Source organism: Rhodanobacter sp. Col0626, from assembly GCF_049994385.1.
Taxonomy (GTDB): Bacteria; Pseudomonadota; Gammaproteobacteria; order Xanthomonadales; family Rhodanobacteraceae; genus Rhodanobacter.
The window spans coordinates 2385835-2412506 of sequence record NZ_CP188260.1 but is presented as its reverse complement, the minus strand read 5'-3'; the positions used below and the strand labels follow the sequence as shown (position 1 = coordinate 2412506).

The following is a 26672-nucleotide window of genomic DNA, read 5'->3' as shown; positions in this document are numbered from 1 at the left end:
GATGACTGTTTACCCATTACCGGCGGCGGATCTCAAGGGCGAGGGCATGACGTCGCAGCGTGCGCGCGATCGGCTCGCAGCGACCCTGAAAGGTGCCGGCATCAGCGATCCGCGGGTGATCGAGGTGATCCGCAATCTGCCACGCCATCACTTCATCGACCAGGCACTGCATTCACGCGCGTATGAGAACGACGCACTGCCTATCGGCCACGGCCAGACGATCTCCCAGCCTTGGGTGGTGGCGCGCATGACCGAGGCACTGATCGAGTTCGGAATGCCGCAAAAAGTGCTCGAGATCGGTACCGGTTCCGGCTACCAGGCGGCGGTGCTGGCGGCCTTGGTGCCGCAGGTGTTCACGGTGGAACGGATCGAGGCGTTGCTGCGCCAGGCACGTCGGCGCTTTCGCCAGCTTGGCCTGACCAATCTGCGCTCGCGCTATGACGACGGCAAGCTGGGCTGGCCGGATGAGGCACCGTTCGATGCCATCATTCTTACTGCCGCCGGCGACACCATTCCTACCCGCATCCTCGACCAGCTCAGCCCTGCCGGGGTATTGGTGGCGCCGGTCGGTTCGCCAAGCCGGCAGACCCTGATCCGCATGCGCGGCGACGGCCAGGGCGACTTCGTGCAGGAGGAACTGGGAGCGGTCAGTTTCGTGCCGCTGCTGGGCGGGATCGGTTGATGCGCCTGTTCGGGACACTCTATGCGCGCGCACTGGTGTGGGCGCGCGCACCCAGGGCGCTCTATTACCTGGCCGGATTGAGCTTCGTCGAGGCGTTCATCTTCCCGATTCCGCCGGAAGTAATGTTGGCGCCGATGATGCTCGGCAAACGGCACAAGGCGTTTTTCTTCGCGAATATCAGCCTGCTGTTTTCGCTGATGGGTGCGTTGGTAGGCTACCTGTTGGGTCACTGGGCATTCCATGCCCTGCGCCCCGTGCTGGAGGCGCTGCATCTGCAGGCGCCGATCGAACAGGGCGTGGCGACATTGAGCCGGCAAATGGTGGAACACCATTGGGGCATGTTCGGCGTATTGATTCTGGCGGCGCTGCAGCCGGTGGTGCCGATGAAATTCGTCACCTGGGCCTGCGGCATCATCGGTGTGCCGATCTTGCCGTTCCTGGCGTGCATCGGACTGGGTCGTGGCAAGCGCGTGTGGTTGCTGGCGCTGCTGGTGCGTTTCTTCGGCGAACGCGCCGAGCGGATTCTGCACAAGTACAGCGAATGGATCGGATGGGCTGCGCTGGTCATCCTCGCCCTGCTGCTGGTGTGGTGGTTCTGGCTACGTTGAACGCGGACTACCTGCGGAGCGTCATCGCATGAAAAAGACAGGCCGCCTCGGTATGCTGGTGCACATGGATAGATATCTTCAATGGCCGGCGATGTTGGTCGTGACCCTGCTGCTTGCCGCCTGCGGCACGATGCGTAGTTCGGTCGTGGTGGAGCCTGCGGCCGGCAGCAGCTACGGCAATCAGGTTTATGGCCATCCGGCCACCAGCGTGCCGATCTCGACGACGCTTCCCGCGCGCACGCCGATTCCAGGTGGCAGCTATGTCGTGAACAAGGGAGACACGCTGTACTCGATTGCCTTCCGCAAGGGCGTGGATTTTCGCGATCTCGCGCAATGGAACGGGGTGGCGGCGCCGTACACGATCTGGCCAGGACAGCGCTTGATCCTGTCGCCGCCGGCCACCACTGCAGTTGCCGCACATGCGACAGCCGCCATACCGAGCCAGCCCGCCCACCTGGCCAGCGCGCCCAAAACCGACGCGCCGGGATTCGAGACAGTGGCATCGCCCGCCACGGCGACCCTGCCGCCAGCGTCGGCGGCCACAACGTCCGGCGCAACGACGCCGACGCGCGTGCCAGTAATGCACCAGGTTCCTGTTCCGACAATACCGGCAAAGGCAATCGTGCCGGCGACCGTTGCCGCAACAGCAGCGGTAGTACCTGTGGCAGGCGTGCCCGCCGCGTCACCAGCGACGGTACCGCCGCCGGCGCCGCCGGCATCTGGTGTCTCACGCGTAGTCAGCGGTGTGCAATGGCGCTGGCCGGCGGATGGCACGCTGGTCAGTCGCTTCAGCAGCAGCGATGCGATTCCCGGCATCGAGATCGCCGGAAAGTCGGGGGACCCCGTGCATGCCGCCGCCGATGGCGTGGTGGTATACAGCGGCAACGGCCTGGTGGGATACGGCGAACTGGTCATCATCAAACACAGCGACAGCTTCCTGTCCGCTTATGGCCACAACCGCAAACGTCTGGTCAAGGAAGGCCAGCGGGTCAGCGCCGGGCAACCGATTGCCGAAATGGGATCCACCGGTACCACCCGCAACGAACTGGAATTCCAGATCCGCAAGGACGGCAATCCGGTCGATCCCTTGGGCTACCTGCCATCGCGCTGATGGCGATGCGGTGGATTCAGCTGCGTGCCGTGCCGATGTTCAAGCCGATGGCAGCATGAATCCAGCGACAACCCGGCGTCCTTCGTCGGCCAGCAGGTTGTAAGTACGCGCGGCCGCGGCGTTGTCCATCACCTCGATACCGATCGCCTTGCGCAGGAAGCCGGCCATGAACGCCGCGGCGGGAAACGACTGGCGTTCGCCGGTTCCGAGGATCACCAGTTCCGGTTGCAGTGCCAGGAAGGCGTCGACATGACTGATGTCCAGCATGTCAGCTGTATTCACCGGCCAGTGCTCGATCACCCGGTCCGGCGCCAGCAGAAAACTGCTGGTCAGTTCGCGGTCGATCAAGGTGATGCCGCCCGCGCCGACACGGCGTACGAACAGGTAGCCTTCGGGACGTTCGAGCGAAAGGTCCATCAGCGTGGCAGGGCGATCTTCGGCTCGTCGGCGTTGCGGCGGAACAGCACAACGACATGGCCGATCTGGTGGATTTTCTCCGCCTGGGTTCCAGCGGTCAGCACGTCGATCTGTGCCTGCCGCTCGTCCTTGTCGCCACCGGACAGCTTCACCTTGACCAGTTCATGGATATCCAGGGCCTGGGCCAGTTCCTTGACCACGGCCTCGGTGGCGCCCTTGTTGCCAAGCAGGACCACCGGGCTCAGATCGTGGGCGAGGCTGCGCAGGTAGCGGATCTGCGAGGAGGAAAGGGCCATGCGGTGATGCTCGATTCGCGGTAAATGAACGGCAAAGGGTATCATGCGCCATCCCGTTCCCCAATCGGCGACACCACGATATGGCCCGCAGCAAAAGCAGTGCAGTCTGGCTGCGTGAACACTTCAATGACGAATACGTGAAGAAAGCCCAGGCCGAGGGCTTGCGTTCGCGTGCGGTATACAAGCTGGAGGAATTGCTGGAACGCGACCGCCTGCTGAAACCGGGCATCAACGTGGTCGATCTGGGCGCCGCCCCCGGTAGCTGGTCGCAACTGGTGCGCAATGGCCTGGGCGACACCGGCAAGGTGTTCGCGCTGGATATCCTGCCGATGCAGAGTATCGCGGGGGTGGATTTCCTGCAGGGTGACTTCCGCGAGGAGTCCGTGCTGCGGGAACTGGAATCGCGGCTGGAAGGCCTCAAGGTGGATCTTGTACTGTCCGATATGGCCCCCAATATGAGTGGAGTGGCGCTGGCCGACCAGATCCGCGCGATGGCACTGGCCGAACTCGCGCTGGATTTCAGTCGGCAGTGGCTCAAGCCGGGCGGCTCGTTCCTGATCAAATTGTTTCAGGGAGTCGGTTTTGACGATTACCTGCGCAGCTTGCGCGCGGACTTCACCCGCGTAACCATGCGTAAACCTAAGGCCTCCCGCGCGCGTTCGCGTGAGGTGTACGCACTAGCGGTAGGGCTGAAGCCTTCCGCGGTGTCACCGGGCGAGAACCGTGCATGAATGAAACAGCGAAAAATGTGTTGCTCTGGGTAATCATCGCGGTGGTTCTTTTCACCGTGTTCCAGAGCTTCAATCCGCACTCTGCGGGCTCCTCCGACCTGCCTTACAGCTCGTTCGTGCAGAGTGTGGACAACGGCAACGTGGCCAACGCCACGATCAGCGCGGACCAGCCCGCCACCATCAGCGGCAAGCTGAAGGACGGCAGCCCGTTCCGTACGGTTGCGCCGATGCTCGGCTTCTCCACCAACGAGGTGGTCAAGCAGATGCAGGACAAGGGCGTCGAGGTCCGTCAGGACCCTTCCGAGGGCTTCTCGCTGATCGGTCTGCTGGTCAGCTGGCTGCCGGTGCTGTTGATCGTAGGCGTATTCATCTGGTTCATGCGGCAGATGCAGTCCGGAGGTGGCGGCCGCGGGGCAATGAGTTTTGGCCGTTCGCGCGCCAAGCTGCAGGGCGAGGACCAGATCAAGGTCAACTTCAGCGACGTCGCCGGTTGCGATGAGGCCAAGGAGGAGGTCGGCGAACTGGTCGAATTCCTGCGTGATCCGGGCCGGTTCCAGAAACTAGGCGGCAAGATCCCGCGCGGCGTACTGATGGTCGGTCCGCCCGGTACCGGCAAGACCCTGCTGGCGAAAGCCATCGCGGGCGAGGCCAAGGTGCCGTTCTTCGCGATTTCCGGTTCCGATTTCGTCGAAATGTTCGTCGGCGTTGGCGCCAGCCGCGTGCGCGACATGTTCGAGCAGGCCAAGAAACACGCGCCGTGCATCATCTTCATCGATGAAATCGACGCAGTCGGTCGCCATCGCGGTGCCGGCCTCGGTGGCGGCCATGACGAGCGCGAGCAGACATTGAATCAGCTGCTGGTCGAAATGGACGGTTTCGAAGGCACCGAAGGCATCATCGTGATCGCCGCGACCAACCGCCCCGACGTGCTGGATCCAGCGTTGCTGCGTCCGGGCCGCTTCGATCGCCAGGTCGTGGTCGGCCTCCCGGACGTGCGCGGCCGCGAACAGATCCTCAAAGTGCATATGCGCAAGGTGCCGACCGCCAGCGACGTGAACGCCATGACGATCGCCCGTGGTACCCCTGGCTTCTCTGGCGCCGACCTGGCCAACCTGGTCAACGAGGCGGCGCTGTTCGCTGCGCGCGAAAATGCCCGCGAAGTACGCATGAGCCATCTCGACAAGGCCCGCGACAAGATTCTGATGGGAACCGAGCGTCGCTCGATGGCAATGAGCGAGGACGAGAAGAAGCTCACCGCTTATCACGAGGCTGGCCATGCGATCGTCGGTCGGCTGGTGCCTGAACATGACCCGGTCTACAAGGTCACGATCATTCCACGCGGTCGCGCGCTGGGTGTGACCATGTACCTGCCGGAGGGCGACAAGTACAGCATCAACCGCGTCGCGATCCAGTCGCAGCTGTGCTCCCTTTATGGCGGTCGCGTGGCCGAGGAATTGATCTTCGGCAACGACAAGGTCACTACGGGAGCCTCCAACGATATCGAGCGGGCCACCAAGATGGCGCGCAACATGGCGACCAAATGGGGCTTGTCCGACGAGCTCGGGCCGATCACCTATGGCGAGGATGAGGACGAAGTGTTCCTGGGTCGCTCGGTGACCCAGCACAAGAGCATCTCCAACGAGACTGCCAGCAAGATCGACGAAGTGGTGCGCGGCATTCTTGATCGCGCTTATGCGCGCAGCAAGGAATTGCTCACGGCGAATCTCGACAAGCTGCATGCCATGGCCGAAGCACTGTTGCAGTACGAAACCATCGATGCGCACCAGATCGACGACATCATGGCAGGGCGCGTTCCGGGACCTCCGACGGACTGGACCAAGAACGCTTCGACCGGAGCCACGCCTCCACCACCGCCGCCGAAAAGCGACACTGGATCGACTGTGGGCAAGGTGGGCGACCCGGCCCCGCAGAGCCGGACAGGATTCGACGGTTGATCGGTTTGGACGGCTATTAGCCGTGGCGGAAACAGTCATCGAAAAGGGCGGCGTTAGCCGCCCTTTTTGATTTTGTATATCTCAGCCGCTTGGCCGCATCTGTGTGCAGGTGACGCTCGCGAATCTCAAGGCAGATCGCATTTGCCGAGCACCGGATGAGGTTTGTTGAAGAAAATTTTGCGAAAAGGGTTGACGCACGAGGGCGGAGTCTGAATAATTCCGCTTCTTGCTTCACCGGCTCGATTTCGAAACATCGATGCAACGAAGCAACAGGTTTTTTAGTGCGCCCGTAGCTCAGTTGGATAGAGTACCTGGCTACGAACTAGGTGGTCGGGAGTTCGAATCTCTCCGGGCGCACCATTTTTATACGGCGAGGCGGGGTGCTTGCACCTCGTTTTGTTTTCAAGGAGAGGACAATTTTTCTCCGCGAAAGCAGGTCAAGAAATACAAAATGTGCTTTGATACGGATTGACTGTGCGAGGCGTCACCCGTAACATTTCGGGGTTCCGGTGGCGACATGACCGGGATTCGAAAAACGGGGTATAGCTCAGTCTGGTAGAGCGTTGCGTTTGGGACGCAAAAGTCGGGGGTTCGAATCCCTCTGCCCCGACCAGCGACACGTTCTACCCGCAGAGACTGCGCCTGTAGCTCAACCGGATAGAGCATCGGCCTTCTAAGCCGACGGTTGCAGGTTCGAGTCCTGTCGGGCGCACCAGTTACAAGATTTATGGTGGGTGTAGCTCAGCTGGTTAGAGTCCCGGATTGTGATTCCGGTTGTCGTGGGTTCGAATCCCATCATCCACCCCAGTTTCAACCCAGGTTTCCTGGGCCGTTAGCTCAGTTGGTAGAGCAGTTGACTCTTAATCAATTGGTCGAAGGTTCGAATCCTTCACGGCCCACCAATCAGAAACAGGCACTTAGAGCGATCTAGGTGCCTTTTTCGTTTCAGGCATGGGAACCGGGACTTCGGCGTGGTTTTCGGGGCGGAAACGGTCCAAGCGTTCTCCAGGATAAAGACTAGCCACTGAGGGCGGGTCAGAGAGCATAATTGCGACCGCGGGGCAAGTGGAGGACCATTGGGAGCTAAAGTTTCCTAGGAGCGGGTCGCCCCGTGTGTGACGTCGCAGTTTCTTGGTCGTGTCACAGGCATGATGGCGGGGCAGGGGTTCGTCTCCACAAGAGTGCTGAAGGATGTCTGATCGTCTAGGGGGCGCCGGATGAGTCAAGGATCACGATGGAACGTCGGGACGCGGCACGCCGCCGTCGCTCTGAGCTATGCGCTCGGATTTCTGCTCTTGCGGGAGGTGTCCTGGTCGCATTGGGTGGTCTTCGCGGGTTATCGCCTGTCCGTGCTGATGCTGGTGCCGTATCGCTACTGGCCTGCGTTGCTGGTTGGTGAAATGGGCCCGGTGGCCTATGCAAGCCTTTCGTGCGTGGAAACCTTTGGTTGGCTCTGGTCCAGCTTGATGCTGGTGCCGCCGATGGGCATGGCCATGCCCATCGTGAAGTATTGTCGTGATCGCCTGGGCATGGTGCCGCAGCATGGCCCCGCACGTCTGCCCGTGGTGATGGGTTGCGCGCTGGCGGTTTCCGCAATCTGGACTCTGGCCTACACCCTCACACTCTCGACGGCACAGGTGCCGGCGGGTTTTCCGCCCATCCAATATGGCATCGAGGCGGCCCGCTGGTTCATCGGCAATTACCTGGGCGTGCTGACGGTTGCGCCACTGGTGCTGCTGATCTGGAAAGGAAGGGCGAAGCGGCCTGCGTTGTGGCGGCCCACGATCGAGCGCGCCCTCGCTAACCCGTTGGCGATCGAGACGGCTGCCTTTGTATTGCCGGTGTTGGCGCTGTTGGTCTGGTTTGGCACCGAAGCATCTGGTGACACGGCGCAGGCAGTCGCCCGCATGCTCATGTTCGCGCCGGTGGTCTGGCTCGCATTGCGACATGGTTGGCCTGGCGCGGCCATTGGAGGAACGGCGGCCAGTGTGGCGGTGGCTTTGACAATGCCCGAACTCTACGACGCCTCGACTCTTAAAGCGGAAGTATTCGTTGCCTTCGCTGTCAGCTCCATGCTGCTCTTTGGCAGCCGCCTTTCAGTCCAGGTCTGGCGGCGGACAAAAGGGGATGAACCGTCCCAGCATTCCCTCGATCTCGCACGGCGCATCCAGGCGCAGTGCGAAGCCCAGCTTCAGCAAAGCGCATGGTGCATAGAATTGGTGAGCGAAACAGTCCAGGCGACCGAGGAGCTTCTGTTCGATCGCCTGCGTCAGCATCGACCAACGGTCGATACCCGCGAGTTGCGACGGCGGACGACCGTGACCCGCGAGCAAATGTTTCAGTTGGCCGACAGCATGAACCCCGTGACGCTGCGAGAGCACGGCCTGGAGGCCGCCTTGCGCCGTGGTGGCATCGCCCGAGGGCTCAACTCCCATCGGGTTGGCTACTGGTGCCAGGTGAAGGGCAGCCTCCAGCATCTGTCACAGCCACTCCAGCTCGCGCTGTATCGCCTTGCTTGCGAGGGTGTCTGTCTCCAATGCACCCAAAACAGCGTCCGGGACATCACCGTGCACCTGCGCGCTGGCCAGCGCTCCGGACACCAGTGGGTGTTCATCCGGATCGATGCGCTGTTTTCCCACGACCCGACGGCCCGTGAGCAAGGATTGTCCATGCTCAACCGGCGTCTGGCCGCCACCGGTCTAGGCATGAATGCCATCCGGGATTGCGCCACACTTTATGAAGGAACGGTCCGCGTACGCACCACGGTCCATGGCCAGAATATCGGTGTTTTCGTGCGCGAACCCATGGCGGCCGGATGGGAGAGGGCGGCGCCGGTCGAGCGCGCCAACCCGTTGGTTCTCAATTGGAATTGACGTGAGTCGTGCATTCGACTGGATTGGTGCACTTGGACACGGCCTTGAACATCATCACGCCATCGCTCTGGGGCGTCGCGGTGAGCTGCACCGTATCATCCTGGTAGACCGTCACTCCCGAGCCGGAGTCGTCCGGCGTTGAGCCGTCTTGCGGTACCTGCAGATCCTTGGCGCTGCGCCCCATGGGCAATGCCAAAAAGTCGCCATTCGATGTGGCCACGGCCACTAGGACATTCCCTGCCGCGTCATTGATCTGCACATACTTCACACCTGCCTTCACCCACGCGTAAGCATGAAATCCGGGCATGCTGCTCACGTCAGGCGCGTCGGTAGGCCAGGAGCTGCCCAGTCCCGAACTGGGCTGTTGTTGCGCCAATACGGGACCTGCAAACGCCAGGGCGAGCATGCCCACGAACAGTGCCGGTCGAACGGTCAATGCTTTCAGGTTCATCTGTGTATCCCCTTTGTCGGTGGTTGAGAGGCGAATGTAGCACCGAGCTACCGAAGCCGCCGCGCCAGGGCAGAAAGCGCAAACGAGGGCCTGAATCCCTTGGGTTTCCGTCCATGCCTGCCGAGCGGAGGTTGCCTTACAGCTCCCCAATACCGTCCTCAGCGGTGTGTCGTGCCCGGGTGGCGGCGCAGGGCCGTTGCCGACGGCTTTCGCTGGATGTGTGCTGATTCATTTGTTGGAGCGCTTGCCTGCTTGTGCTGCAAGGTCGGGCAACCGTAAAATGGTCTGCTTTCGTACAAGGGAATCATCGACTTAGACTGGCGTGCCCGACGGATGACAATCGATTCAGCTTCCGGCGGTGACGTAGTGTCTGATGAGGGTGGCAAGGCGAGAGTGGCGGAATTGGTAGACGCACTGGATTTAGGTTCCAGCGGGTAACCCCGTGGGGGTTCGAGTCCCCCCTTTCGCACCATGCCCCGATGATCCTTTTATGGTTTTTGCAGGCGACAATTGTCGCCATGGCGCCTGTGGCAGGGCCACAACATAGGTAGTACCAGGAGACGTCATGCAGGTTTCGGTTGAGAACATCGGCTCGCTTGAGCGCAAGCTCACGGTGAAATTTCCCGCGGAGCGGTTCGAGACGCAGGTGAGCGCGCGCATTGCGGAAATGGGCCGCACCGTTCGTTTGAAGGGTTTCCGACCGGGCAAGGTGCCCACGACGGTGATCAAGCAGCGTTTTGGCGAGCAGGTTCGGGGCGAGGTGCTTTCCGACCTGATCGGAAGCACGTTGCGCGAAGCGGTCGAGCAGGAAAAGCTGCAGCCCATCGCGAACCCGGCGATCAACACCACCGGCAGGCCGGAAAACGGTGAAATTGCCTATACCGCAACGTTCGAGATCATGCCGGAATTCCCTGCTGTCGATGTGGCTGCGCTCGAGATCACTCGCCCGACGGCGGAGGTGACCGATGCGGACATCGACAAGATGCTGGAGACCCTGCGCCAGCAACGCCGCAGCTTCGACGAGGTCGAGCGTGCCTCCATCGAAGGCGACTTCGTGATGTTTGAATACTCGGCCGAAGCGGGCGATTACCGTTTCCCGGCCGAAGGCCTGGAACGTGCTGGCAGCGTGCTGGGTTCCGGCACCTTGTTCAAGGCGCTGGACGAGGCGCTGGCCGGCCGCCAGGTGGACGATGGTTTCGATACTGAAATCGCCTTTCCGGACGATTTTCGCAACGATCAGCTGGCCGGTAAAACGGCCAAGGTCAGCTTGAATATCATCAAGGTGCAGGCACCGAAACTGCCCGAGATCGACGGCGAGTTTGCCAAGCTGTTCGGTATCGCCGATGGGGACTTGGATACCTTCCGCAAGGAGGTTCGTGCCAATCTCGAGCGCGAGTTGAAGGCGGCACTGATGGCCCGCCTGAAATCCGAAGTGGCGGAAAAACTGGCCGATTCGCATGCCGAGCTGGATGTGCCGAAGCTGATGGTGCAATCGGAGGCACGTAACATGGCTGCCGGCAATGTCCCGCAGGGTCAGCAGCCGCCACCACAGCTGATTGATGCCGCACTGCCGATCGCGCGCAAACGGGTGATCGCCGGCCTGCTGATGGGTGAAATCGCACGCAAGCAGGAAATCAAGATCGATCGAAAGCGTATTGCTGAACAGCTTGCAGCGATTGCCTCAACCTATGAAGAGCCGGAAAAGGTCATTGAACTCTACAACGGCGACCCCCAACTGATGTCTGGGCTGCAAAATCGCGTGATGGAAGATCAGGTGGCCGAATGGGTGGCGGAACATGCCAAGACCACCCAGCAGGACCTGAGCTTCGACGACGTGATGCGCCCGGTCAACGCCTGAGCAATTACGCCAGGCTCATCAAGCGGAGAGCTGCAAACATGGCCATGGATCCCATCCAGAACCTCAATTTGGTACCGATGGTCGTCGAGCAGACCGCTCGTGGCGAGCGCTCCTACGATATCTACTCGCGTCTTCTGAAGGAGCGGGTGATCTTCCTGGTGGGCGAAGTCAACGATCAGGTGGCCAACGTGATCGTCGCGCAGATGCTGTTCCTGGAGTCGGAAAATCCCGACAAGGACATCCACTTCTACATCAACAGCCCCGGCGGCGCGGTCACGGCTGGCCTGGCGATCTACGACACCATGCAGTTCATCAAGCCGGACGTCAGCACCATGTGCATCGGCCAGGCATGCAGCATGGGATCGCTGTTGTTGACGGCTGGCGCCAAGGGCAAGCGCTTCTCGTTGCCGAATTCGAGGGTGATGATCCATCAGCCCTCAGGCGGCGCGCAGGGCCAGGCGACCGATATTGAAATCCAGGCACGCGAGATCCTGTACATGCGCCAGCGCCTGAACCAGATCTACGTCGAGCACACCGGCCAGCCGATCGAGAAGATCGAACTGGACATGGAGCGCGACCGCTTCATGAACGCCGTCGATGCCAAAACCTACGGCCTGATCGACGAAGTGCTCGACAAGCGTACCGTCGAAACAGTGAAATCGGCCTGATTCACCAGGCGTACCCCGGAGTTGCGAGACGGGCTCCGCGTCTGCAGGCAGACGCGGAGGCCTGTGTTATTCTCGCGACGCATTCAGATTTACCAGCGGGATCGAGAGTATGAGTGACGACCGGCAGGGGCGTTCCAGCGACAGCGGCAAGATTCTCTATTGCTCTTTCTGCGGCAAGAGCCAGCATGAAGTGCGCAAGCTGATCGCGGGTCCATCCGTGTTCATCTGCGACGAATGCGTGGAGCTGTGCAACGACATCATCCGTGAAGAACTGGAAGAAAAGGCTGCCTCCGGGCGCACCCAGTTGCCGAAACCGCGGGAGATCCGCGAATCGCTGGATCAATACGTAGTGGGCCAGACCCGCGCCAAGAAGGCGCTGGCAGTGGCCGTGTACAACCATTACAAGCGGATCGAGTCGCGCCAGAAGAGCGATGACATCGAACTGGGCAAGTCCAATATCCTGCTGATCGGTCCGACCGGTTCGGGCAAGACGCTGCTGGCCGAAACACTGGCGCGCCTGCTCAATGTGCCGTTCACGATCGCCGATGCAACCACGCTGACCGAAGCGGGTTATGTGGGCGAGGATGTCGAGAACATCATCCAGAAGCTGCTGCAGAAGTGCGACTACGACGTCGAGAAGGCGCAGTCAGGCATCGTTTACATCGATGAGATCGACAAGATTTCACGCAAGAGCGAGAACCCGTCGATCACCCGCGATGTGTCGGGTGAAGGCGTGCAGCAGGCGCTGCTGAAACTGATCGAAGGTACCTTGGCGTCGGTTCCACCGCAGGGTGGACGCAAGCACCCGCAGCAGGAATTCCTGCAGGTCGACACCAAGAACATCCTGTTCATTTGCGGCGGCGCGTTCGCTGGTCTGGAGAAAGTCATCCAGTCCCGGTCCGAAAATACCAGCATCGGCTTTTCCGCCGAGGTGCGCAGCAAGGAGCGTACCCAGAACCTGGGCAAGGTGCTGGCCGATGTGGAGCCTTCCGATTTGGTGCGTTTCGGTCTGATACCCGAGTTCGTCGGGCGCCTGCCGGTCGTGGCCACACTGGACGAGCTGGATGAGGCGGCGCTGGTGAAGATCCTCACCGAGCCGAAGAATGCCGTTACCAAGCAGTTCAAGAAACTGTTCGAAATGGAGGAAGTGGAGCTGGAATTCCGTCCCGAAGCGCTGCAGGCGATTGCCCGCAAGGCGCTCAAGCGGAAGACCGGCGCGCGCGGCCTGCGCACCATCCTGGAACAGGTGTTGCTCGAAACGATGTACGAACTGCCTTCGCTGGAACATGTCAGCAAGGTGGTGGTGGACGACGCGGTCATCGAGGGACAGGCCGAGCCTTACCTGATCTATCGCGGCAATCTGCAGCAGCGCGTTGCTGGCGATGGTGGCGACGCCGCCTGAACTTCCTTGTGCTCGGTAAAATAATGGCGGCTCCGGTGGAATCACCGGGGCCGTTCCTCTTTTTGGTACCCCGTACACCTTGAGTGGGCGGCCGGTTGCCTCCACTTGACGTGTTGACAGGCCCGGCGCAGTGTCGGGATGAAACCAGATTCGAACCCGAGGGACCCCTCTTTCATGGCCAAGAACGCCCCCCTTCCTGTTGCGCTGGACGCCCTGCCGGTGTTGCCGTTGCGCGACGTGGTGGTTTATCCGCACATGGTCATCCCCCTGTTTGTCGGCCGCGACAAATCCATGCGGGCGCTGGAGCGTGCCATGGAGGGCGAACGGCAGATATTGCTGGTCGCACAGAAAAGCCCCGATATCGACGATCCGGAGATTGCCGACCTGCACCAGGTCGGCACGCTGGCCGGCGTGCTGCAGTTGCTGAAGTTGCCCGACGGTACGGTCAAGGTGCTTGTCGAAGGCCAATCGCGCGTGGCGGTCGAAGATTTCCGGGAAGAGGGCGGCATGCTTACCGCCCGTTCGCGGGTGATCGAGCCGGTCTACCAGGCGAAGGAGCGCGAGCTCGACGTGGTCTCCCGTACGTTGATCTCCCTGTTCGAACAACTTGTCAAACAGAGCCGCAAGCTGCCGCCGGAAGTGCTGGCCAGCCTGTCCGGCATCGATGATCCGTCGCGCGTCGCCGATTCCATCGCCGCGCACCTCTCCGTGCGCATGGCCGACAAGCAGAAGGTGCTGGAAACGGCCGACGTGGGCCAGCGTCTGGAGCTGCTGATCGGACTGGTCGACGGTGAAATGGACCTGCAGCAGGTCGAGAAACGTATCCGCGGCCGGGTCAAGTCGCAGATGGAGAAAAGCCAGCGCGAGTACTACCTCAACGAGCAGATGAAGGCGATCCAGAAGGAGCTCGGCGACAGCGAAGAGGGCCCCAACGAGATCGAGGAGCTGCAGAAGAAGATCGAAACCTCCGGCATGCCGAAGGCTGTGCTGTCCAAGGCCCGGCAGGAATTCAACAAGCTCAAGCAGATGTCTCCGATGTCGGCCGAGGCGACGGTGGTGCGCAACTACCTCGACTGGCTGGTCGGTGTGCCGTGGAAAAGGCGCAGCAAGGTGCGCAAGGATCTGCAAATGGCCCAGGAGGTGCTCGATGCCGATCATTTCGGCCTGGAGAAGGTCAAGGACCGCATCCTCGAGTATCTCGCCGTGCAACAACGTGTGTCGGTGATGAAGGGGCCGATCTTGTGCCTGGTCGGACCGCCGGGCGTGGGCAAGACCTCGCTGGGACAGTCGATTGCCAAGGCGACCAACCGGAAATTCGTGCGGATGAGCCTGGGTGGCGTACGCGACGAGGCCGAGATTCGCGGCCATCGGCGTACCTACATTGGCTCGATGCCAGGCCGGATCGTGCAGAACATCAACAAGGTGGGAGCCAAGAATCCACTGTTCGTGCTGGATGAGATCGACAAGATGTCGACGGATTTCCGCGGGGATCCTTCGTCAGCCTTGCTGGAGGTTCTTGATCCGGAGCAGAACCACGCGTTCAACGATCACTATCTCGAGGTCGATCTGGACCTGTCCGAGGTGATGTGGATCGCCACGGCAAACTCGCTGAACATCCCCGGGCCGCTGCTGGACCGCATGGAAGTCATCCGCATTCCAGGTTACACCGAGGACGAAAAGCTCGGCATCGCGCAGAAGTACCTGCTGTCGAAACAGCTCAAGGCGAATGGTCTGAAACCGGAAGAGCTCAGCGTGACGGAAGATGCGCTGCGCGACATTGTTCGCTACTACACGCGCGAATCGGGTGTGCGCAACCTGGAGCGCGAAATTTCCAAGATCTGCCGCAAGGTGGTCAAGGAGCTGACCCTGGATCAGGTGAAAAAGGCCAAGGTGAAAGCGCCTGCTGCAAAGTCGGCCAAGGCCAGGGCCAAGAAAGCCGCGGGCCGGATCATGGTTGACTCGTCCAATCTTGATCAGTACCTGGGTGTGCGCCGCTTTGATTTCGGACGCAAGGAACTGCAGAACGAAGTTGGTCTGGTGACGGGACTTGCCTGGACCCAGGTGGGTGGTGAGCTGCTGAGCATCGAGGCTTCGGTAGTGGGCGGCAAGGGCAGGCTGGTGCATACCGGTCAGCTTGGCGACGTCATGAAGGAATCGATCCAGGCGGCGCTTTCCGTCGTGCGTGCGCGTGCCGATCAGTTGGGCATCGATCCGGAGTTTCATCAGAAGCTCGACGTGCATATCCACGTGCCGGAGGGCGCCACGCCGAAGGACGGGCCGAGCGCGGGCATCGCCATGTGCACCGCGCTGGTTTCGGTGCTGACCAAGGTACCGGTCCGCTCCGAAGTGGCGATGACCGGCGAGATCACCTTGCGCGGTCGGGTGTTGCCGATTGGTGGGCTGAAGGAAAAATTGCTGGCGGCCCATCGCGGCGGAATCACCACGGTGATCATTCCGGAGGACAACAAGAAGGATCTGGCGGATATGCCGGCCAACATCACGTCATCGCTGGAGATTCACCCGGTGCGCTGGATTGACGAAGTGCTGGACATTGCGCTGGAACGACCGCTGCAGCCCAACCCGTCCAAGGACGAGACGCCCGCTGCCGTGGTGGGCGAGTCCGCCGAGGGTCATTCGCTCACGCATTGATTCCACGGATCGATGTCCGGTAATTTGTCCTTCAGAAAAAGCCCTGCCTCCGCGGGGCTTTTTTTTGCCCTTTTCGCCGTTGGTCGACGAAATTTGGACGTAGTCCTCCAGCGTCTGTTTTGCAAGCGGTTTCCTGCATCGCCGATCATCCGGAAACGTTGCTGGGACTTGTGTTGCGAATTCCAGCAAGGCACTGGTATAAAGGCGATACCGCAGTCCCGGCGTTGTGTGTCAGCGCAGCGATGCGGGGTTGCGTTACGGCGCTTAGCAAGAGCCAACCATCCACGTCAGTGTTGTCGCGTCCTTAAGGACTGGCCACACTGCCGAAATCCGAATAAGGGAGTTTCTCAATGAATAAAACCGATCTGATCAATGCCATCGCCGAAAAGGCCGAGCTGACCAAGGCCGACGCTGGCCGTGCCCTTGAAGCCTTTTTCGAGACCGTGCAGAAGTCGTTGAAGAAGGGCGAAGACGTCTCGGTGGTCGGCTTCGGTACGTTCACTGTGCGCAAGCGTGCGGCTCGTACCGGTCGCAATCCGCGTACCAACGAAGCTATCAAGATCAAGGCTTCCAAAGTACCTGCGTTCAAGGCTGGCAAGACCCTCAAGGATGCCCTAAACTAAGCGGCTGACGCTTGGTTTCGGGTGCTTAGCTCAGCGGTAGAGCGTCGCCCTTACAAGGCGGTGGTCGTAGGTTCGATCCCTACAGCACCCACCAGAAAAATGCGGAGTGGTAGTTCAGTTGGTTAGAATGCTGGCCTGTCACGCCGGAGGTCGCGGGTTCGAGTCCCGTCCACTCCGCCACAGTTCGCAAGGGCGCCCGCGTGGCGCCCTTGTCATTTGAGCAGGGCATGTCCGGGTAGTAACCAAGGGACGATCGGACACGCGTTTGCATACACCCCGTGTATCACGCGTTTTCAACCACATTGCGGGAAGATTTCAATGCTGCAGGCAATGCGTAACAAGATGCATGGATGGCCGTCCATCATTGTGCTTGGTCTCGCCGTTCTGGCCATGTCGTTGTTCGGCATGGAGAGCTACTTCACTTCGCGAGACGATTCGTTTGTAGCGAAAGTCGGCAAGCAAGAGGTCAGCCAGCGTGCCTATCAGGATCGAATCAATCAGCTCCGGCAGCAGGCAAGCGCCGAGCAGGGTGAGCATTTCGATTCCAGCATGTTCGAGAAACCCGAAGTAAAGCAGCGCGTGCTGGACGGCATGGTCGACGAGCAGCTGTTGTTGCAGGCCAACACCGATTGGGGCATGCGGGTGTCGGATCAGGCTGTACGCGATTACATCGCTGCCATTCCCGGGTTTCAGGTCAGCGGCCAATTCGATGCGACCAGCTATCGCGCATGGCTCATAAGTCAGCGCAAGACGCCGGAGATGTTCGAAAACGAAATCCGCTCGTCGCTGGCAGCGCAGCTGTTGCCGTCGGCGATCAACGACAGCACCATCGTCAGCGATGAGCAGGTCGATCAATTCCTGAGCTTGCTGAGCCAGCGCCGCGATCTGCGTTATTTTCAGTTGCCGCGTCCAACACTGGCCGACAGCAAAGTGGGCGATGCCGAGATCCAGGCCTGGTACAAGGCGCATCTGGCGGATTACATGAATCCCGAGCAGGTCTCGGTGAAATACATCGAGGTCAACGGTGCCGACCTGCCGGCGGATGCGGCGCCGAGCGAGGATGATCTCAAGAAGCGCTATGCGGATGAGAAGCAGCGTTTCGTTCAGCCCGAACAACGGCTGGTTTCGCACATCCTGATCAACGTGCCGAGCAACGCCAGCCCGGAGCAGCAGAAGGCGGCGCTGGCCAAGGCCGAAAAGATTGCGGCGGAAGCCAACGCCGGCGATTTCGCGAAGCTGGCCGCAGAGGATTCGCAGGATCTGGGTTCGAAGCGTCAGGGCGGCGATCTGGGCTGGCTTGAAAAAGGCGTGACCAACCCGGCATTCGACTCGGCCCTGTTCGCCTTGCAGAAGGGGCAGATTTCCAAGCCGATTCTGTCGTCCGATGGTTATCACATCATCTGGCTGCGCGACGTCCGCAGCGGCGACTCCAAACCGTTTGATCAAGTGCGCGATGAATTGGTCAAGGAAGCGACGACGGCCGATCGCGATCGCAAATACAACGAAGTTGCCGGCAAGATGTCCGACAACACTTACCAGAATCCAACGTCCCTGGAGCCGGCTTCGGTGGCGTTGACCTTGCCGATCAAGACCACGGCACTGTTTTCGCGCAAGGGTGGCGAGGGTTTGACCGCGAACCCCAAGCTGATTGCCGCGGCATTTGGCGACGACGTGCTGGTTCAGGGCAACAATTCCGGCTTGATCGATCTGGGCAACAACCACTCGGTGGTGATCCATGTCGACAAGCACGTGCCGGCCGCGGCCAAGCCGCTCGCTGAGGTGCGTTCCGACGTGGAGAAGACGATTCTCGACGGGCGCGTCGCTGCCGCGGAGAAGAAGCAGGCCGAGGATGCGCTGGGACGCCTGCGCAAGGGCGAAGCAATGCCGGATGTCGCGAAATCGCTGAGCGCCACCATCACCACGGTGAACGCGATTGAGCGGCGCGCCCAGATCCCCGCACCGCTACTGACCCAGGCTTTCCTGTTGCCACATCCTGCCGCGAGCAAGCCCCAGTTTGCCGCTGTCGACATGCACGATGGTACCTTTGTGTTGCTGGCGGTGGACAAGGTCCAGGGCGGCGATCTCAGCAAGGTGCCACCGGAACAGCGCGAATCATTGCGCCAGCAAATGGCCCAGGCCTATGGTTCCGAGGCGACGCGTGAGTTGATCGACCTGCTCAGGGCGAAGACCGAGATCAAGATCAACAAGCGGATGATGTAATAAGTCGTTCACGTCGCGTGCCGACTGCCCAACGGTGGTCGGTATCAGGAAGCAAAAGGGGCAGCCATTGGCTGCCCCTTTTGGTATGGCTCGGCGGCAAGAAGCGGGTTCAGTGATTGTCACTTACCCGCAGTACCTGACCGAGCTTGAGGGTTTGCCCATTCAGGTGATTCCATTGCCGAAGCTGGGCGACATCCACGGAATAGTGGCGCGCGATCTGCCACAGACTGTCGCCGTGCTTCACGGTATGGGTTTTATTCCGGATCTCTTTCGCCTGTATGGCGCCGCCAGTCCGGCTATCTGCCACGACTGTCTCGTTGAGCTCCGCGCTGCCTGGTTTTGGCTGTTCCAGTAATGCACTGCGAAACTGCCGGGCGTGACCGGCAGGCAGAATCAGATACGAGGAAGCGCTGGTATCGATCGTGTCACTGCGGAACGCCGCATTGAGTTGTTTCAATGCGTCCACCGACATGCCGGCATGATCGGCAGCGCGTGCGATCGGCATGGAATGGGGTATGTCGGTACGCACCAGATGCTGTGCTTCCGGCAGTGTGGGCAAACTGACGTTGAAACGACCAGGTTCACGCACGACACAGGCTATCGCCAGCAGTTTGGTCAGGTGTTCACGCGTTACCCGGCGCACCGGCCAATCGGGAATCACCGGTTGAGCCGTTGGCATGCCGCGCTTGCTGATGATCCTGCGTACAGCGAATTCACCCGCGTTGTAGGCGTAGTCGGCCACTCGCCAGTCGTGGAACTGGTCGTGATACTGCTTGATCAGTTTCATCACCGCGTTGGACGCAGCGGGAACATCGAGGCGTCCGTCATAGCGACGGTCGACACGCAGTCCCATGCTGCCGGCGGTGACCGGCATGATCTGCCACATGCCAGCGGGCCGATGCTTGCGCGCGGGAACCGGCTGGAACTGGCTCTCTATCCAGGGCAACAGCACGAATTCACCAGCCACGTCGTACTGGGCCGCGACTTGTTCGACATAGACCAGACGTGGCAGCACGCTTTGCAGGTGATCTTCAAACCGCTTCGGATTGTGCGTGTATCGCCTGGCCCAGGCCAGCACGGCGGGATCGGCGTCACAGTCGGCCATCGCGAAACGGCTGCGCAGCCGATGCCAGACATCCGATGACGGAGGGGTTTCGTCGTAGGCGGTGGCTGGGGCGATTCCAGGTTTGGCGATCGTGACCGGTGCGACAGGGGGCTCGATGATCGGCTTGTGTGGCGCTGTTGAAGGCAGGCTGGCGCAAGCCGTCAACAGCATCGACAGGGCCAGCGGCAGGGTGCGGAGGCGCGCCTTCATCCGCTGAATCCATTTTTTGCTTCCCGCAGCGCGGCAAAACGCGCGACACGATCATCGCCGGCGCCATGGTGCATGCACCAGTCGGCAACCGCGGCAGTGTCGACGCGCAGAAAAGGGTTGGTTGCCAGTTCGCTGGCAAGCGATACCGGCAGCGTGGGCTGGAGGTTGGCGCGCAGCTCGGCGACTTCGCGTATTCGTTTCTGCAGTTCGGCGTTGCCTGGATCGACGGTACGTGCGAAGCGACCGTTGGCTTCGGTGTATTCGTGTCCACCGCAAACGAGCATTTCCGCGGGCAACGTCGATAGCCGATCCAGCGAGTCGAGCATCTGCGCCGGCGTGCCTTCAAACAAGCGGCCGCAGCCCAGACTGAACAAGGTATCGCCGCATAACAAGGTACCTGCTCCGACATAGGCGACATGGCTCAGGGTATGGCCAGGGATCGCGATCACTTCGAAACGGATACGCGGAGATTCCAGTTCGAACCGGTCGCCTTCCCCCACACGTTCGGTCGCCGCCTCGATACGTTCGTCAGCGGGTGCGTAGATCGGTACGCCGTGGCGTGCGCGCAGGGCAGCAGCACCGCCGATGTGGTCGGGATGATGATGGGTCAGCAGGATGGCGCGCAGCAGCAGTCGACGTGTGACCAACGCCTGTTCGACGACCGTGGCATCACCGGGGTCAACAACGATGGCGTTGCCTTCGTCGTCGTGGAGCAGCCAGATATAATTGTCGGCCAGCGCCGGTAACGGTACGAGATGCAAGGCGAACTCCGCTGCGTTTTAGGAAACATCCGGAAGGTTGGATGTTGTTCAACGACAGACGCAGCCATCCGGGGTGCGCGTGAAGCGACCGACTATAAGGTGGCTTCGCTTTCCGCTCGTTAGAAGATCGTTAACCGATCGGACCATGGTTCAGCGGCGTGCGGCAGTTCCGCCCGGCCTGTGATCTGCCAGCAGTCGTCAACCGTTACACTGTGTGCACAGCTGGAGACTGGACCGGTTACATGCATCATCGTGATGACGACATCTATGCCAGCACGTCATTGCGTCAATTACGAAGCGAACAAACGCGCGCGTTGACGCCTGAATTGCAGCGCTGTTTCGGCACCCATGGCCTCTTGTTGGGCGTTTCGCCGCACGATGCGCCGCCCACGTTGCCGATGCTCGGTTGCTGGACCACCCTGCATCTGTGCAATGGCCGTTATGCAGGCGATCTGCAGGCAGATGCGGATGAACCCCTGCCGTTTGTCGACGATGCGTTCGAACTGGTGCTGCTGCCTCATATTCTTGAAGTGACGCCCACAGCGGCGGCGTTGCTGGCCGAGTCCATTCGGGTGCTTGCGCCGGGCGGGATGCTCGTGCTGACCGGTGTGCACCCGCTCAGCGCATGGTCGCCGTGGTTGCATTGGCGTGCGCGGGACAGGGCGCTTGCATTGCATTTGCCGTGGCGGCTTAGTCGCAACCTGCAGTCGGCGGGCCTGGACATCGAATGGGTACGAAGGATTGGGCGCTTCTGGCCTGGGCTGGCAGTGATGCAAGGGGCGCCAGCCAACGTGTTTGGTGGCGGCTACGTATTGATCGCGCGTAAGCGTCGCCGCATGGTCGCCCCACTGCGGATCAAATCGACGCCGGTAAGAATGCCGGCAAACGGTCGGCTGTCGCCAGGTACACGGCGCAGTTCGGCATTGTAATTTCATTGGACTATGTGGGTAACGATGAGCGAAGTGGAAGCATTTACCGACGGCGCCTGCCTGGGTAACCCGGGCCCTGGTGGCTGGGCTGCGTTATTGCGTGCAAAGGACAGTGAACGGATGGTTGCCGGCGGTGATCCGGCCACCACCAATAACCGGATGGAGTTGATGGCGGCCATCGGCGCGCTGGAGGCTCTGAAACGACCTTGTCAGGTCGTCCTCACCACCGATTCGCGCTATGTCATGCAGGGCATCGAGCAGTGGATGGCAAAGTGGCGCGCCAATGGCTGGCGTACTGCCGACAGGAAACCGGTGAAGAACCAGGACCTCTGGCAGCGGTTGTCCGACGCAGTCAGCCTGCACCAGGTGCGCTGGCAGTGGGTGCGCGGTCATAACGGGCATGTCGAGAACGAGCGGGTCGACCAGGCTGCCCGCGAACAAGCCGAGCAACTCCGGGGCAGGGCATGAGGCAGATCGTTCTCGATACCGAAACCACCGGTCTGGAAGTGCGTCAGGGCCATCGACTGGTAGAAATCGCCTGCGTCGAGATGGTCGAACGACGTCTCACCGGACGGCAGTATCAGACCTATCTCAATCCGGATCGGGCGATCGACGAGGGTGCCAGGCTGGTTACCGGTATCGAGGATGAGTTTCTGCTCGACAAGCCGCGCTTTGCCGAGGTGGTGGACGAATTCCTGGCCTTCATCGATGGTGCGGAACTGGTCATTCACAACGCCAGCTTCGACATCGGATTTCTCGATGCTGAACTGGCGCGATGGCAGACGGGGTCGGGCCGGATCAGTGACCGCTGTAGCGTGCTCGATACTCTTGCGATGGCGCGCGAGCGCTATCCAGGGCAGCGCAACAGCCTCGATGCCCTGTGCAAGCGGCTTGGCGTGGACAATTCGCGGCGCGATCTGCATGGTGGCCTGATCGACGCCCAGCTGCTGGCCGATGTCTATCTGGCGATGACCTCGGGGCAGGTGGCGTTGGACCTCGGTTTTGAACAGGCCACGCAGCGGCATGAAGTCGTGGTGACCGGACCGGTCGTGCTGCAGGTGCGCCCATTTGTCCTGCTGGCTTCGCCGGACGAACTGCTGCAACACGAACGCCGTCTGGATGCGCTGGACAAGAGCGCGGATGGCCAGAGCGTGTGGCGACGACTGGGTTGATGCCAACGGCAGGCATCGGGTAATCGGCGCTCAGCAGAGACGCACGATGAGCGCGGTGATGTTGTCGTCGCCACCGTGGTCGAGCGCGCTCAGCAGCAACTGATCGACACATTCCTGCGCCGCCAGATCGGTGCGAGCCACCATTCGTGCGATCGATGCGTCGTCGACGTCGTCGGTCAATCCATCGCTGCACAGGAGAAACCCCGTGCCCGGTTCCAGCCGGCCACGGGCCATGCCGATATGCAACTGCTCGGATGTGGTCACGCCAAGTGCCTGGGTAAGTACATTGCGCTGTGGGTGATGCGACGCCTGTGCCGGATCGAGCTGGCCTGCCTCCACCAGAGCTTGTACCAGCGAGTGATCGTGGCTGATCTGCCGCAACCCCTGCTTCCACATGTAGATGCGGCTGTCACCGACCCAGGCGACTTCGTAACTGTCGCCGGATATCCGCAGCGCCGCGATCGTGGTGCCCATCGGCAGCACATCGATACTTTGCCGGGTGTGCACGAGCAGCCGCTCGCCAGCGCCTTGCACGGACTCGAACAGGCTGTGTCCGCGGGTGACCAAGTCCACCATCGCGTCGCGCACCAAGGCCGACGCCACCTCGCCATGCTGGTGGCCGCCCATGCCGTCAGCCACGAGAAACAGTCCGAGTGCGGCATCCGCGTAGTAGGTATCCTCGTTGCGCGTGCGGCGCAGGCCGACGTGCGTTCCGTGTCCGAATTCGATCATGGGTTTTCTGTTGAGGCAGCTTGCCGCAGCATGCCGCAAGAGCTGGTTGTTGTCACGGCAAGTTCGCTCGCGTATTATTCCCGGCTCGCATGAGCCACCATGCATCCCACTGGAGAGGTGGCAGAGTGGTCGAATGTACCTGACTCGAAATCAGGCGTTGGTGAAAGCCAACCGTGGGTTCGAATCCCACCCTCTCCGCCAGAAAAGCAAAACGCCCCCACGTGGGGCGTTTTGCTTTTCTGTTGGTGATGGCGGGGATGAGAACCCACCGGTTCGACGAATTCGCCAGGAGCGAATTCGGACAGCCGCAGGCTGGCCCTGGAGCGCGCAGCGCGCAAGGGTTCGGCCCAAGGAGGGGCCGAACAATCCCACCCTCTCCGCCGCCAGGTGTTTCACCGTTGGGCGTTTTGCTTTTCTGTTGGTGATGGCGGGGATGAGAACCTACCGGTTCGACGAATTCGCCAGGAGCGAATTCGGACAGCCGCAGGCTGGCCCTGGAGCGCGCAGCGCGCAAGGGTTCGGCCCAAGGAGGGACCGAACAATCCCACCCGTTCATGTCGCTACGCGTTTCAGGCATTTCGTTTTCTGCCCTCGCCATCGACAGCGACGACACAAAAAAGAAGGGCCGCTCGCGCGGCCCTTCTTTCATGCAGGCATTGAAGCTCAGAACTGATAGGTGCCGGTCAGGCTGACCACGTCGCCGTGATCGTCGAACGTGCCATCCATCGTGCTGGCGCCGAGCAGGGGCTGGTTGGTCAGCTTGACCCGCGTCTTGCCGACGAACTGGTGCTGGTAGCCAAGGTCGAAAGCGAAGTTCTTGCTGGCCTGGTATCCCACGCCCAGACCAAGCAGACGGCGGGTTCCGTCGGGAATGCGCGGATCGCGACTGACGATATTGCTCGGCGTCTTGTCGTAGCCGACACCGGCACGCAACGTCCACTGGTCGGTCACCTTGTAGTCGCCACCGATGGAGTACAGCCAGCTGTCCTTGTACTTCTGCGGCAGGTTGACGATCTGCTGGCCGTCGGACATCAATTGCAGATTCTGGAAGCTGGACCAGTGCGTCCATTTTGCGGTGGCCGCGAGACTGAAGCGGTCATCGAACACATGCAGCCAGTCCACGCTGGCGAAGGCCGGGGTATCGAGTTTGGCGCTGGCGGAGCCGCCATCCGGATTGAGCTTGGGGCCACCGAACAACGGTGCCAGGCCCAGCAAGCCGATGCCGGCTTGGCTGCCGTAAAGTCTGTAGTCGCCGGTCAGCGTCTGCTTCACCCGCGAGTGATAGCTGAAGCCGATGCTGTCACGTTCGGACGGCTTCCATTCGAAGCCTGCGAAATAGCCAAAAGCGAACTTCTTCTTGACGTCCACGTTCAACTGCACGTCGGAGCTCTGCGGCACGAACAGGGGAGCGCCGGCCAAGGCATTGGCCGCGCCTGCGGCATCAATCATGGAGTTCAGCTGAGCCTTGGTGCGCTGACCGAGAATGCCCACGCCAAGAGAGAATTCATCGTTGATCTTGAAGCCCGCCGAGAAGCTGACGGCGATCGACTGCAGGCTTGTCTTGGTGCCGAAGTAGCGCCCCTGCCAAGTCGGGTTGTACTCGCTGACGAGCCCGAATGGCACGGTGAGGCTACCGCCAAGTGTCACGTTGTCGCTGACCGGTGCGGCAAAGGCCATGTTCGGGAACGGGATGAATTTGCCGAATCCGTTCGGATTGTTGCCCGTGGTCGGATTGCCGGCCTGGTCGCGAAACTCGCCTTCGAACTTGGCGCTCGGGCGAATGCCGGTACCGGTCACCTGCAGCACGGGGCCATTGAAAAAAGCCATCGCCGCCGGGTTGTTGTAGACCGCCGTGGGATCATTGGCGAACAGCGAACCACCCGCATTGGCACGCGCCCAGCCCGCCGCGTTGTCGGTGGGAAGCTGGAACGAGCCGGCCTGTGCACTCAGGGGCGCCGTAAGTGCGACAGCGACGGCCAGGGCGAGACTGGCCTGCGTGCCGGAACGGGTAAAGCGTTGCAAGGTATGACGGGTCACGATAATTCTCCTGTAACGGCAATCTGGGGTGCATCCGCAGAGTGGTGGGTTCTTGGTTTTTGGTTGATGCAGTCGGGGGTAGTCGCCGGCAATGTCGGCAGTGGTGGGGTGGGTGATTTCTTTTTCATGAGGCCAGTCTCCCTTCCTTGATCCATTGCTGGACGACAGGTGTGTCGTGATGCCCGTGTTCGGATTCGGCAACGGACTCCACGTTCGCGTTGGCCGTGGCGTCATCCAGTTGCAGCACTTTTTCGATCACCAGGATCTGTTCCGGAGTTCCAAAAGGGGCGGTGAGTATGGGGGAAATCAGCGATATCAATCGCGCCAGCAACTCGGCATCGTTGATGGCTTCGCCCTTGGTGATGCTGGCGATCAGCTGTTGCATGTCCTCACCGGCAAGCATGCCGGAGAGTGCCTTCAACGCGAAGTGCAGGCGCAGCCCGAGTTCGTTGCGCGGAAGCCCGGGCAGGGCGCGCGCGAACGCCTCGAAGAAGCGTCCCGAAATCGGTCGGTAATGCTGTTGCAGGTAGCTGCGGATGAACGGCGAGGGATCACTGTAAACCCGCCCAAGCAGGCGCATGAACGCCGGTCCGGATGCGCTGCCGTGGCTGAGCCGGAACGCGGGGACGAAGAGCATGCCCAGTATCGCCGAAGCATCCAGGCCGTCGGGACGTTGTTGTTCGCAGGCGCTGAGAAGTTGCAGGCGCTCGCGGTTGAGCCGGTCCAGGCGTTGCGACAGCAACTCCTGCATCAGCGCCTCCTTGCTGCCAAAGTGGTAGTTCACCGCCGCCAGGTTGGCGCCCGCACGCGTCGTGATGTGGCGCAGGGACATCGCGTCGTAACCACTCTCGATGAATAGCCACTCGGTGGCTTCAAGCAAGCGGTTGCGGGTATCGCGATGGCTGGTGCGCTGAGATGGACTCAAGAAGTGTGTGCCCCTGGGCGGCGTCGGAGTGGCGCCGACACCTGCTTCAAATCAAGAATTGAAACACGTGTATGAAAGCTACCGACAGCAACCTGACCCGGCAAGCTGCACTGCACGATAGGCTGAGACCGCGCTTGGCGGTTGCCTGCAGGCGCGTCACTCCGTGTGGGAATCATTGCCAGACACCGCAAACAGCGATCGAGCGTCTGCCACGGTGGTGCGCCCTACAACGAAAAAGGGCCGGATGAATCCGGCCC

The 26672-nt window shown here is 61.1% G+C and carries 23 protein-coding genes and 9 tRNA genes; 24 read left to right on the top strand and 8 right to left on the bottom strand.

All coding sequences use genetic code 11. From position 1 onward, the window contains the following. The first annotated feature begins 1 nt into the window (after position 1). The 3 genes from ACPPVV_RS10305 to ACPPVV_RS10295 are packed head-to-tail and all read left to right on the top strand — an operon-like array spanning position 2 to position 2401. A complete protein-coding gene (locus tag ACPPVV_RS10305; protein ID WP_426699799.1) occupies positions 2 to 682 on the top strand; it encodes a protein-L-isoaspartate(D-aspartate) O-methyltransferase in 681 nt (226 codons plus the stop codon). Continuing rightward, positions 682 to 1290, top strand: coding sequence for a YqaA family protein (locus tag ACPPVV_RS10300; RefSeq protein WP_426699798.1), 609 nt, complete (start codon positions 682 to 684; stop codon positions 1288 to 1290). Before ACPPVV_RS10305 ends, ACPPVV_RS10300 begins: the two co-directional genes overlap by 1 nt. Before the next feature lie 52 nt (positions 1291 to 1342). Continuing rightward, positions 1343 to 2401 (top strand): peptidoglycan DD-metalloendopeptidase family protein, encoded by a 1059-nt coding sequence (locus ACPPVV_RS10295; RefSeq protein ID WP_426703215.1) that lies wholly within the window; start codon positions 1343 to 1345, stop codon positions 2399 to 2401. Positions 2402 to 2440: 39 nt separating this feature from the next. Here ACPPVV_RS10295 and ACPPVV_RS10290 read toward each other — a convergent pair whose 3' ends face one another. Both ACPPVV_RS10290 and yhbY read right to left on the bottom strand, forming a co-directional pair. Then, entirely contained in the window at positions 2441 to 2818 is a 378-nt protein-coding gene (locus tag ACPPVV_RS10290) for an Mth938-like domain-containing protein (RefSeq protein WP_426699797.1), read from the bottom strand. Further along, complete coding sequence (yhbY, locus tag ACPPVV_RS10285) at positions 2818 to 3114, bottom strand: ribosome assembly RNA-binding protein YhbY (protein ID WP_426699796.1); 297 nt, start codon at positions 3112 to 3114, stop codon at positions 2818 to 2820. Before yhbY ends, ACPPVV_RS10290 begins: the two co-directional genes overlap by 1 nt. An 80-nt stretch (positions 3115 to 3194) precedes the next feature. Here yhbY and rlmE point away from each other — a divergent pair, with 80 nt between their 5' ends. The 8 genes from rlmE (at position 3195) to ACPPVV_RS10245 (ending at position 8673) form a co-directional block, all read left to right on the top strand. Further along, on the top strand, positions 3195 to 3845 hold the full coding sequence (gene rlmE, locus ACPPVV_RS10280) for a 23S rRNA (uridine(2552)-2'-O)-methyltransferase RlmE (RefSeq protein ID WP_426699795.1): 651 nt from the start codon (positions 3195 to 3197) through the stop codon (positions 3843 to 3845). Continuing rightward, a complete protein-coding gene (ftsH, locus tag ACPPVV_RS10275; RefSeq protein WP_426699794.1) occupies positions 3842 to 5800 on the top strand; it encodes an ATP-dependent zinc metalloprotease FtsH in 1959 nt (652 codons plus the stop codon). Before rlmE ends, ftsH begins: the two co-directional genes overlap by 4 nt. A gap of 283 nt (positions 5801 to 6083) precedes the next feature. Next, positions 6084 to 6160: transfer RNA gene (locus tag ACPPVV_RS10270), tRNA-Arg, on the top strand. 176 nt (positions 6161 to 6336) lie between these two features. Beyond that, a tRNA-Pro gene (locus ACPPVV_RS10265) sits at positions 6337 to 6413 on the top strand. 25 nt (positions 6414 to 6438) lie between these two features. After that, positions 6439 to 6515, top strand: a tRNA-Arg gene (locus ACPPVV_RS10260). Between the two features lie 15 nt (positions 6516 to 6530). Beyond that, positions 6531 to 6607, top strand: a tRNA-His gene (locus tag ACPPVV_RS10255). A 19-nt stretch (positions 6608 to 6626) separates the two neighbouring features. Next, positions 6627 to 6702, top strand: a tRNA-Lys gene (locus ACPPVV_RS10250). 315 nt (positions 6703 to 7017) lie between these two features. Beyond that, positions 7018 to 8673 (top strand): MASE1 domain-containing protein, encoded by a 1656-nt coding sequence (locus ACPPVV_RS10245; protein WP_426699793.1) that lies wholly within the window; start codon positions 7018 to 7020, stop codon positions 8671 to 8673. Here the strand turns inward: ACPPVV_RS10245 and ACPPVV_RS10240 are convergent. Beyond that, the gene (locus tag ACPPVV_RS10240; RefSeq protein ID WP_426699792.1) at positions 8660 to 9124 is read right to left on the bottom strand and encodes a hypothetical protein; all 465 of its coding nucleotides are present in this window, start codon (positions 9122 to 9124) and stop codon (positions 8660 to 8662) included. The genes ACPPVV_RS10245 and ACPPVV_RS10240 overlap by 14 nt on opposite strands. A 387-nt stretch (positions 9125 to 9511) precedes the next feature. Here ACPPVV_RS10240 and ACPPVV_RS10235 point away from each other — a divergent pair. From ACPPVV_RS10235 to ACPPVV_RS10195, 9 genes are all read left to right on the top strand, one after another. Continuing rightward, positions 9512 to 9596 (top strand) — tRNA-Leu (locus ACPPVV_RS10235). Between the two features lie 93 nt (positions 9597 to 9689). After that, the gene (tig, locus tag ACPPVV_RS10230) at positions 9690 to 10982 is read left to right on the top strand and encodes a trigger factor (protein ID WP_426699791.1); all 1293 of its coding nucleotides are present in this window, start codon (positions 9690 to 9692) and stop codon (positions 10980 to 10982) included. A 38-nt stretch (positions 10983 to 11020) separates the two neighbouring features. Continuing rightward, entirely contained in the window at positions 11021 to 11650 is a 630-nt protein-coding gene (gene clpP / locus ACPPVV_RS10225; protein ID WP_426699790.1) for an ATP-dependent Clp endopeptidase proteolytic subunit ClpP, read from the top strand. Positions 11651 to 11759: 109 nt separating this feature from the next. Beyond that, positions 11760 to 13052, top strand: a complete 1293-nt coding sequence (gene clpX / locus ACPPVV_RS10220; RefSeq protein WP_426699789.1) for an ATP-dependent Clp protease ATP-binding subunit ClpX — start codon at positions 11760 to 11762, stop codon at positions 13050 to 13052. 174 nt (positions 13053 to 13226) lie between these two features. Then, positions 13227 to 15701 (top strand): endopeptidase La, encoded by a 2475-nt coding sequence (gene lon / locus ACPPVV_RS10215; protein ID WP_426699788.1) that lies wholly within the window; start codon positions 13227 to 13229, stop codon positions 15699 to 15701. 350 nt (positions 15702 to 16051) lie between these two features. Beyond that, on the top strand, positions 16052 to 16324 hold the full coding sequence (locus tag ACPPVV_RS10210; RefSeq protein ID WP_007511239.1) for an HU family DNA-binding protein: 273 nt from the start codon (positions 16052 to 16054) through the stop codon (positions 16322 to 16324). A gap of 19 nt (positions 16325 to 16343) precedes the next feature. Further along, positions 16344 to 16418, top strand: a tRNA-Val gene (locus ACPPVV_RS10205). A gap of 9 nt (positions 16419 to 16427) precedes the next feature. Next, a tRNA-Asp gene (locus ACPPVV_RS10200) sits at positions 16428 to 16504 on the top strand. Between the two features lie 138 nt (positions 16505 to 16642). After that, positions 16643 to 18544, top strand: a complete 1902-nt coding sequence (locus ACPPVV_RS10195) for a SurA N-terminal domain-containing protein (RefSeq protein ID WP_426699787.1) — start codon at positions 16643 to 16645, stop codon at positions 18542 to 18544. A 109-nt stretch (positions 18545 to 18653) separates the two neighbouring features. Here the strand turns inward: ACPPVV_RS10195 and ACPPVV_RS10190 are convergent, their stop codons facing one another. Together ACPPVV_RS10190 and gloB are read right to left on the bottom strand one after the other, a co-directional pair. Then, complete coding sequence (locus ACPPVV_RS10190; RefSeq protein WP_426703214.1) at positions 18654 to 19649, bottom strand: LysM peptidoglycan-binding domain-containing protein; 996 nt, start codon at positions 19647 to 19649, stop codon at positions 18654 to 18656. A 206-nt stretch (positions 19650 to 19855) separates the two neighbouring features. Continuing rightward, positions 19856 to 20620, bottom strand: a complete 765-nt coding sequence (gene gloB / locus ACPPVV_RS10185) for a hydroxyacylglutathione hydrolase (protein ID WP_426699786.1) — start codon at positions 20618 to 20620, stop codon at positions 19856 to 19858. 242 nt (positions 20621 to 20862) lie between these two features. Here gloB and ACPPVV_RS10180 point away from each other — a divergent pair, with 242 nt between their 5' ends. The 3 genes from ACPPVV_RS10180 to dnaQ are packed head-to-tail and all read left to right on the top strand — an operon-like array spanning position 20863 to position 22721. After that, entirely contained in the window at positions 20863 to 21549 is a 687-nt protein-coding gene (locus ACPPVV_RS10180; RefSeq protein ID WP_426699785.1) for a class I SAM-dependent methyltransferase, read from the top strand. 24 nt (positions 21550 to 21573) lie between these two features. After that, complete coding sequence (gene rnhA / locus ACPPVV_RS10175; protein WP_426699784.1) at positions 21574 to 22017, top strand: ribonuclease HI; 444 nt, start codon at positions 21574 to 21576, stop codon at positions 22015 to 22017. After that, positions 22014 to 22721 (top strand): DNA polymerase III subunit epsilon, encoded by a 708-nt coding sequence (gene dnaQ / locus ACPPVV_RS10170; RefSeq protein WP_426699783.1) that lies wholly within the window; start codon positions 22014 to 22016, stop codon positions 22719 to 22721. Before rnhA ends, dnaQ begins: the two co-directional genes overlap by 4 nt. 30 nt (positions 22722 to 22751) lie before the next feature. Here dnaQ and ACPPVV_RS10165 read toward each other — a convergent pair whose 3' ends face one another. Then, entirely contained in the window at positions 22752 to 23453 is a 702-nt protein-coding gene (locus ACPPVV_RS10165) for a PP2C family protein-serine/threonine phosphatase (RefSeq protein WP_426699782.1), read from the bottom strand. A gap of 111 nt (positions 23454 to 23564) precedes the next feature. On the opposite strand from ACPPVV_RS10165, the gene ACPPVV_RS10160 reads away from it, so the two are divergent. Further along, positions 23565 to 23654 (top strand) — tRNA-Ser (locus ACPPVV_RS10160). A gap of 462 nt (positions 23655 to 24116) precedes the next feature. On the opposite strand, the gene ACPPVV_RS10155 is transcribed toward ACPPVV_RS10160, so the two are convergent. Further along, on the bottom strand, positions 24117 to 25490 hold the full coding sequence (locus ACPPVV_RS10155) for an OmpP1/FadL family transporter (RefSeq protein ID WP_426699781.1): 1374 nt from the start codon (positions 25488 to 25490) through the stop codon (positions 24117 to 24119). A 124-nt stretch (positions 25491 to 25614) separates the two neighbouring features. After that, entirely contained in the window at positions 25615 to 26415 is an 801-nt protein-coding gene (locus ACPPVV_RS10150) for a TetR/AcrR family transcriptional regulator (RefSeq protein ID WP_426699780.1), read from the bottom strand. Positions 26416 to 26672: the final 257 nt, after the last annotated feature.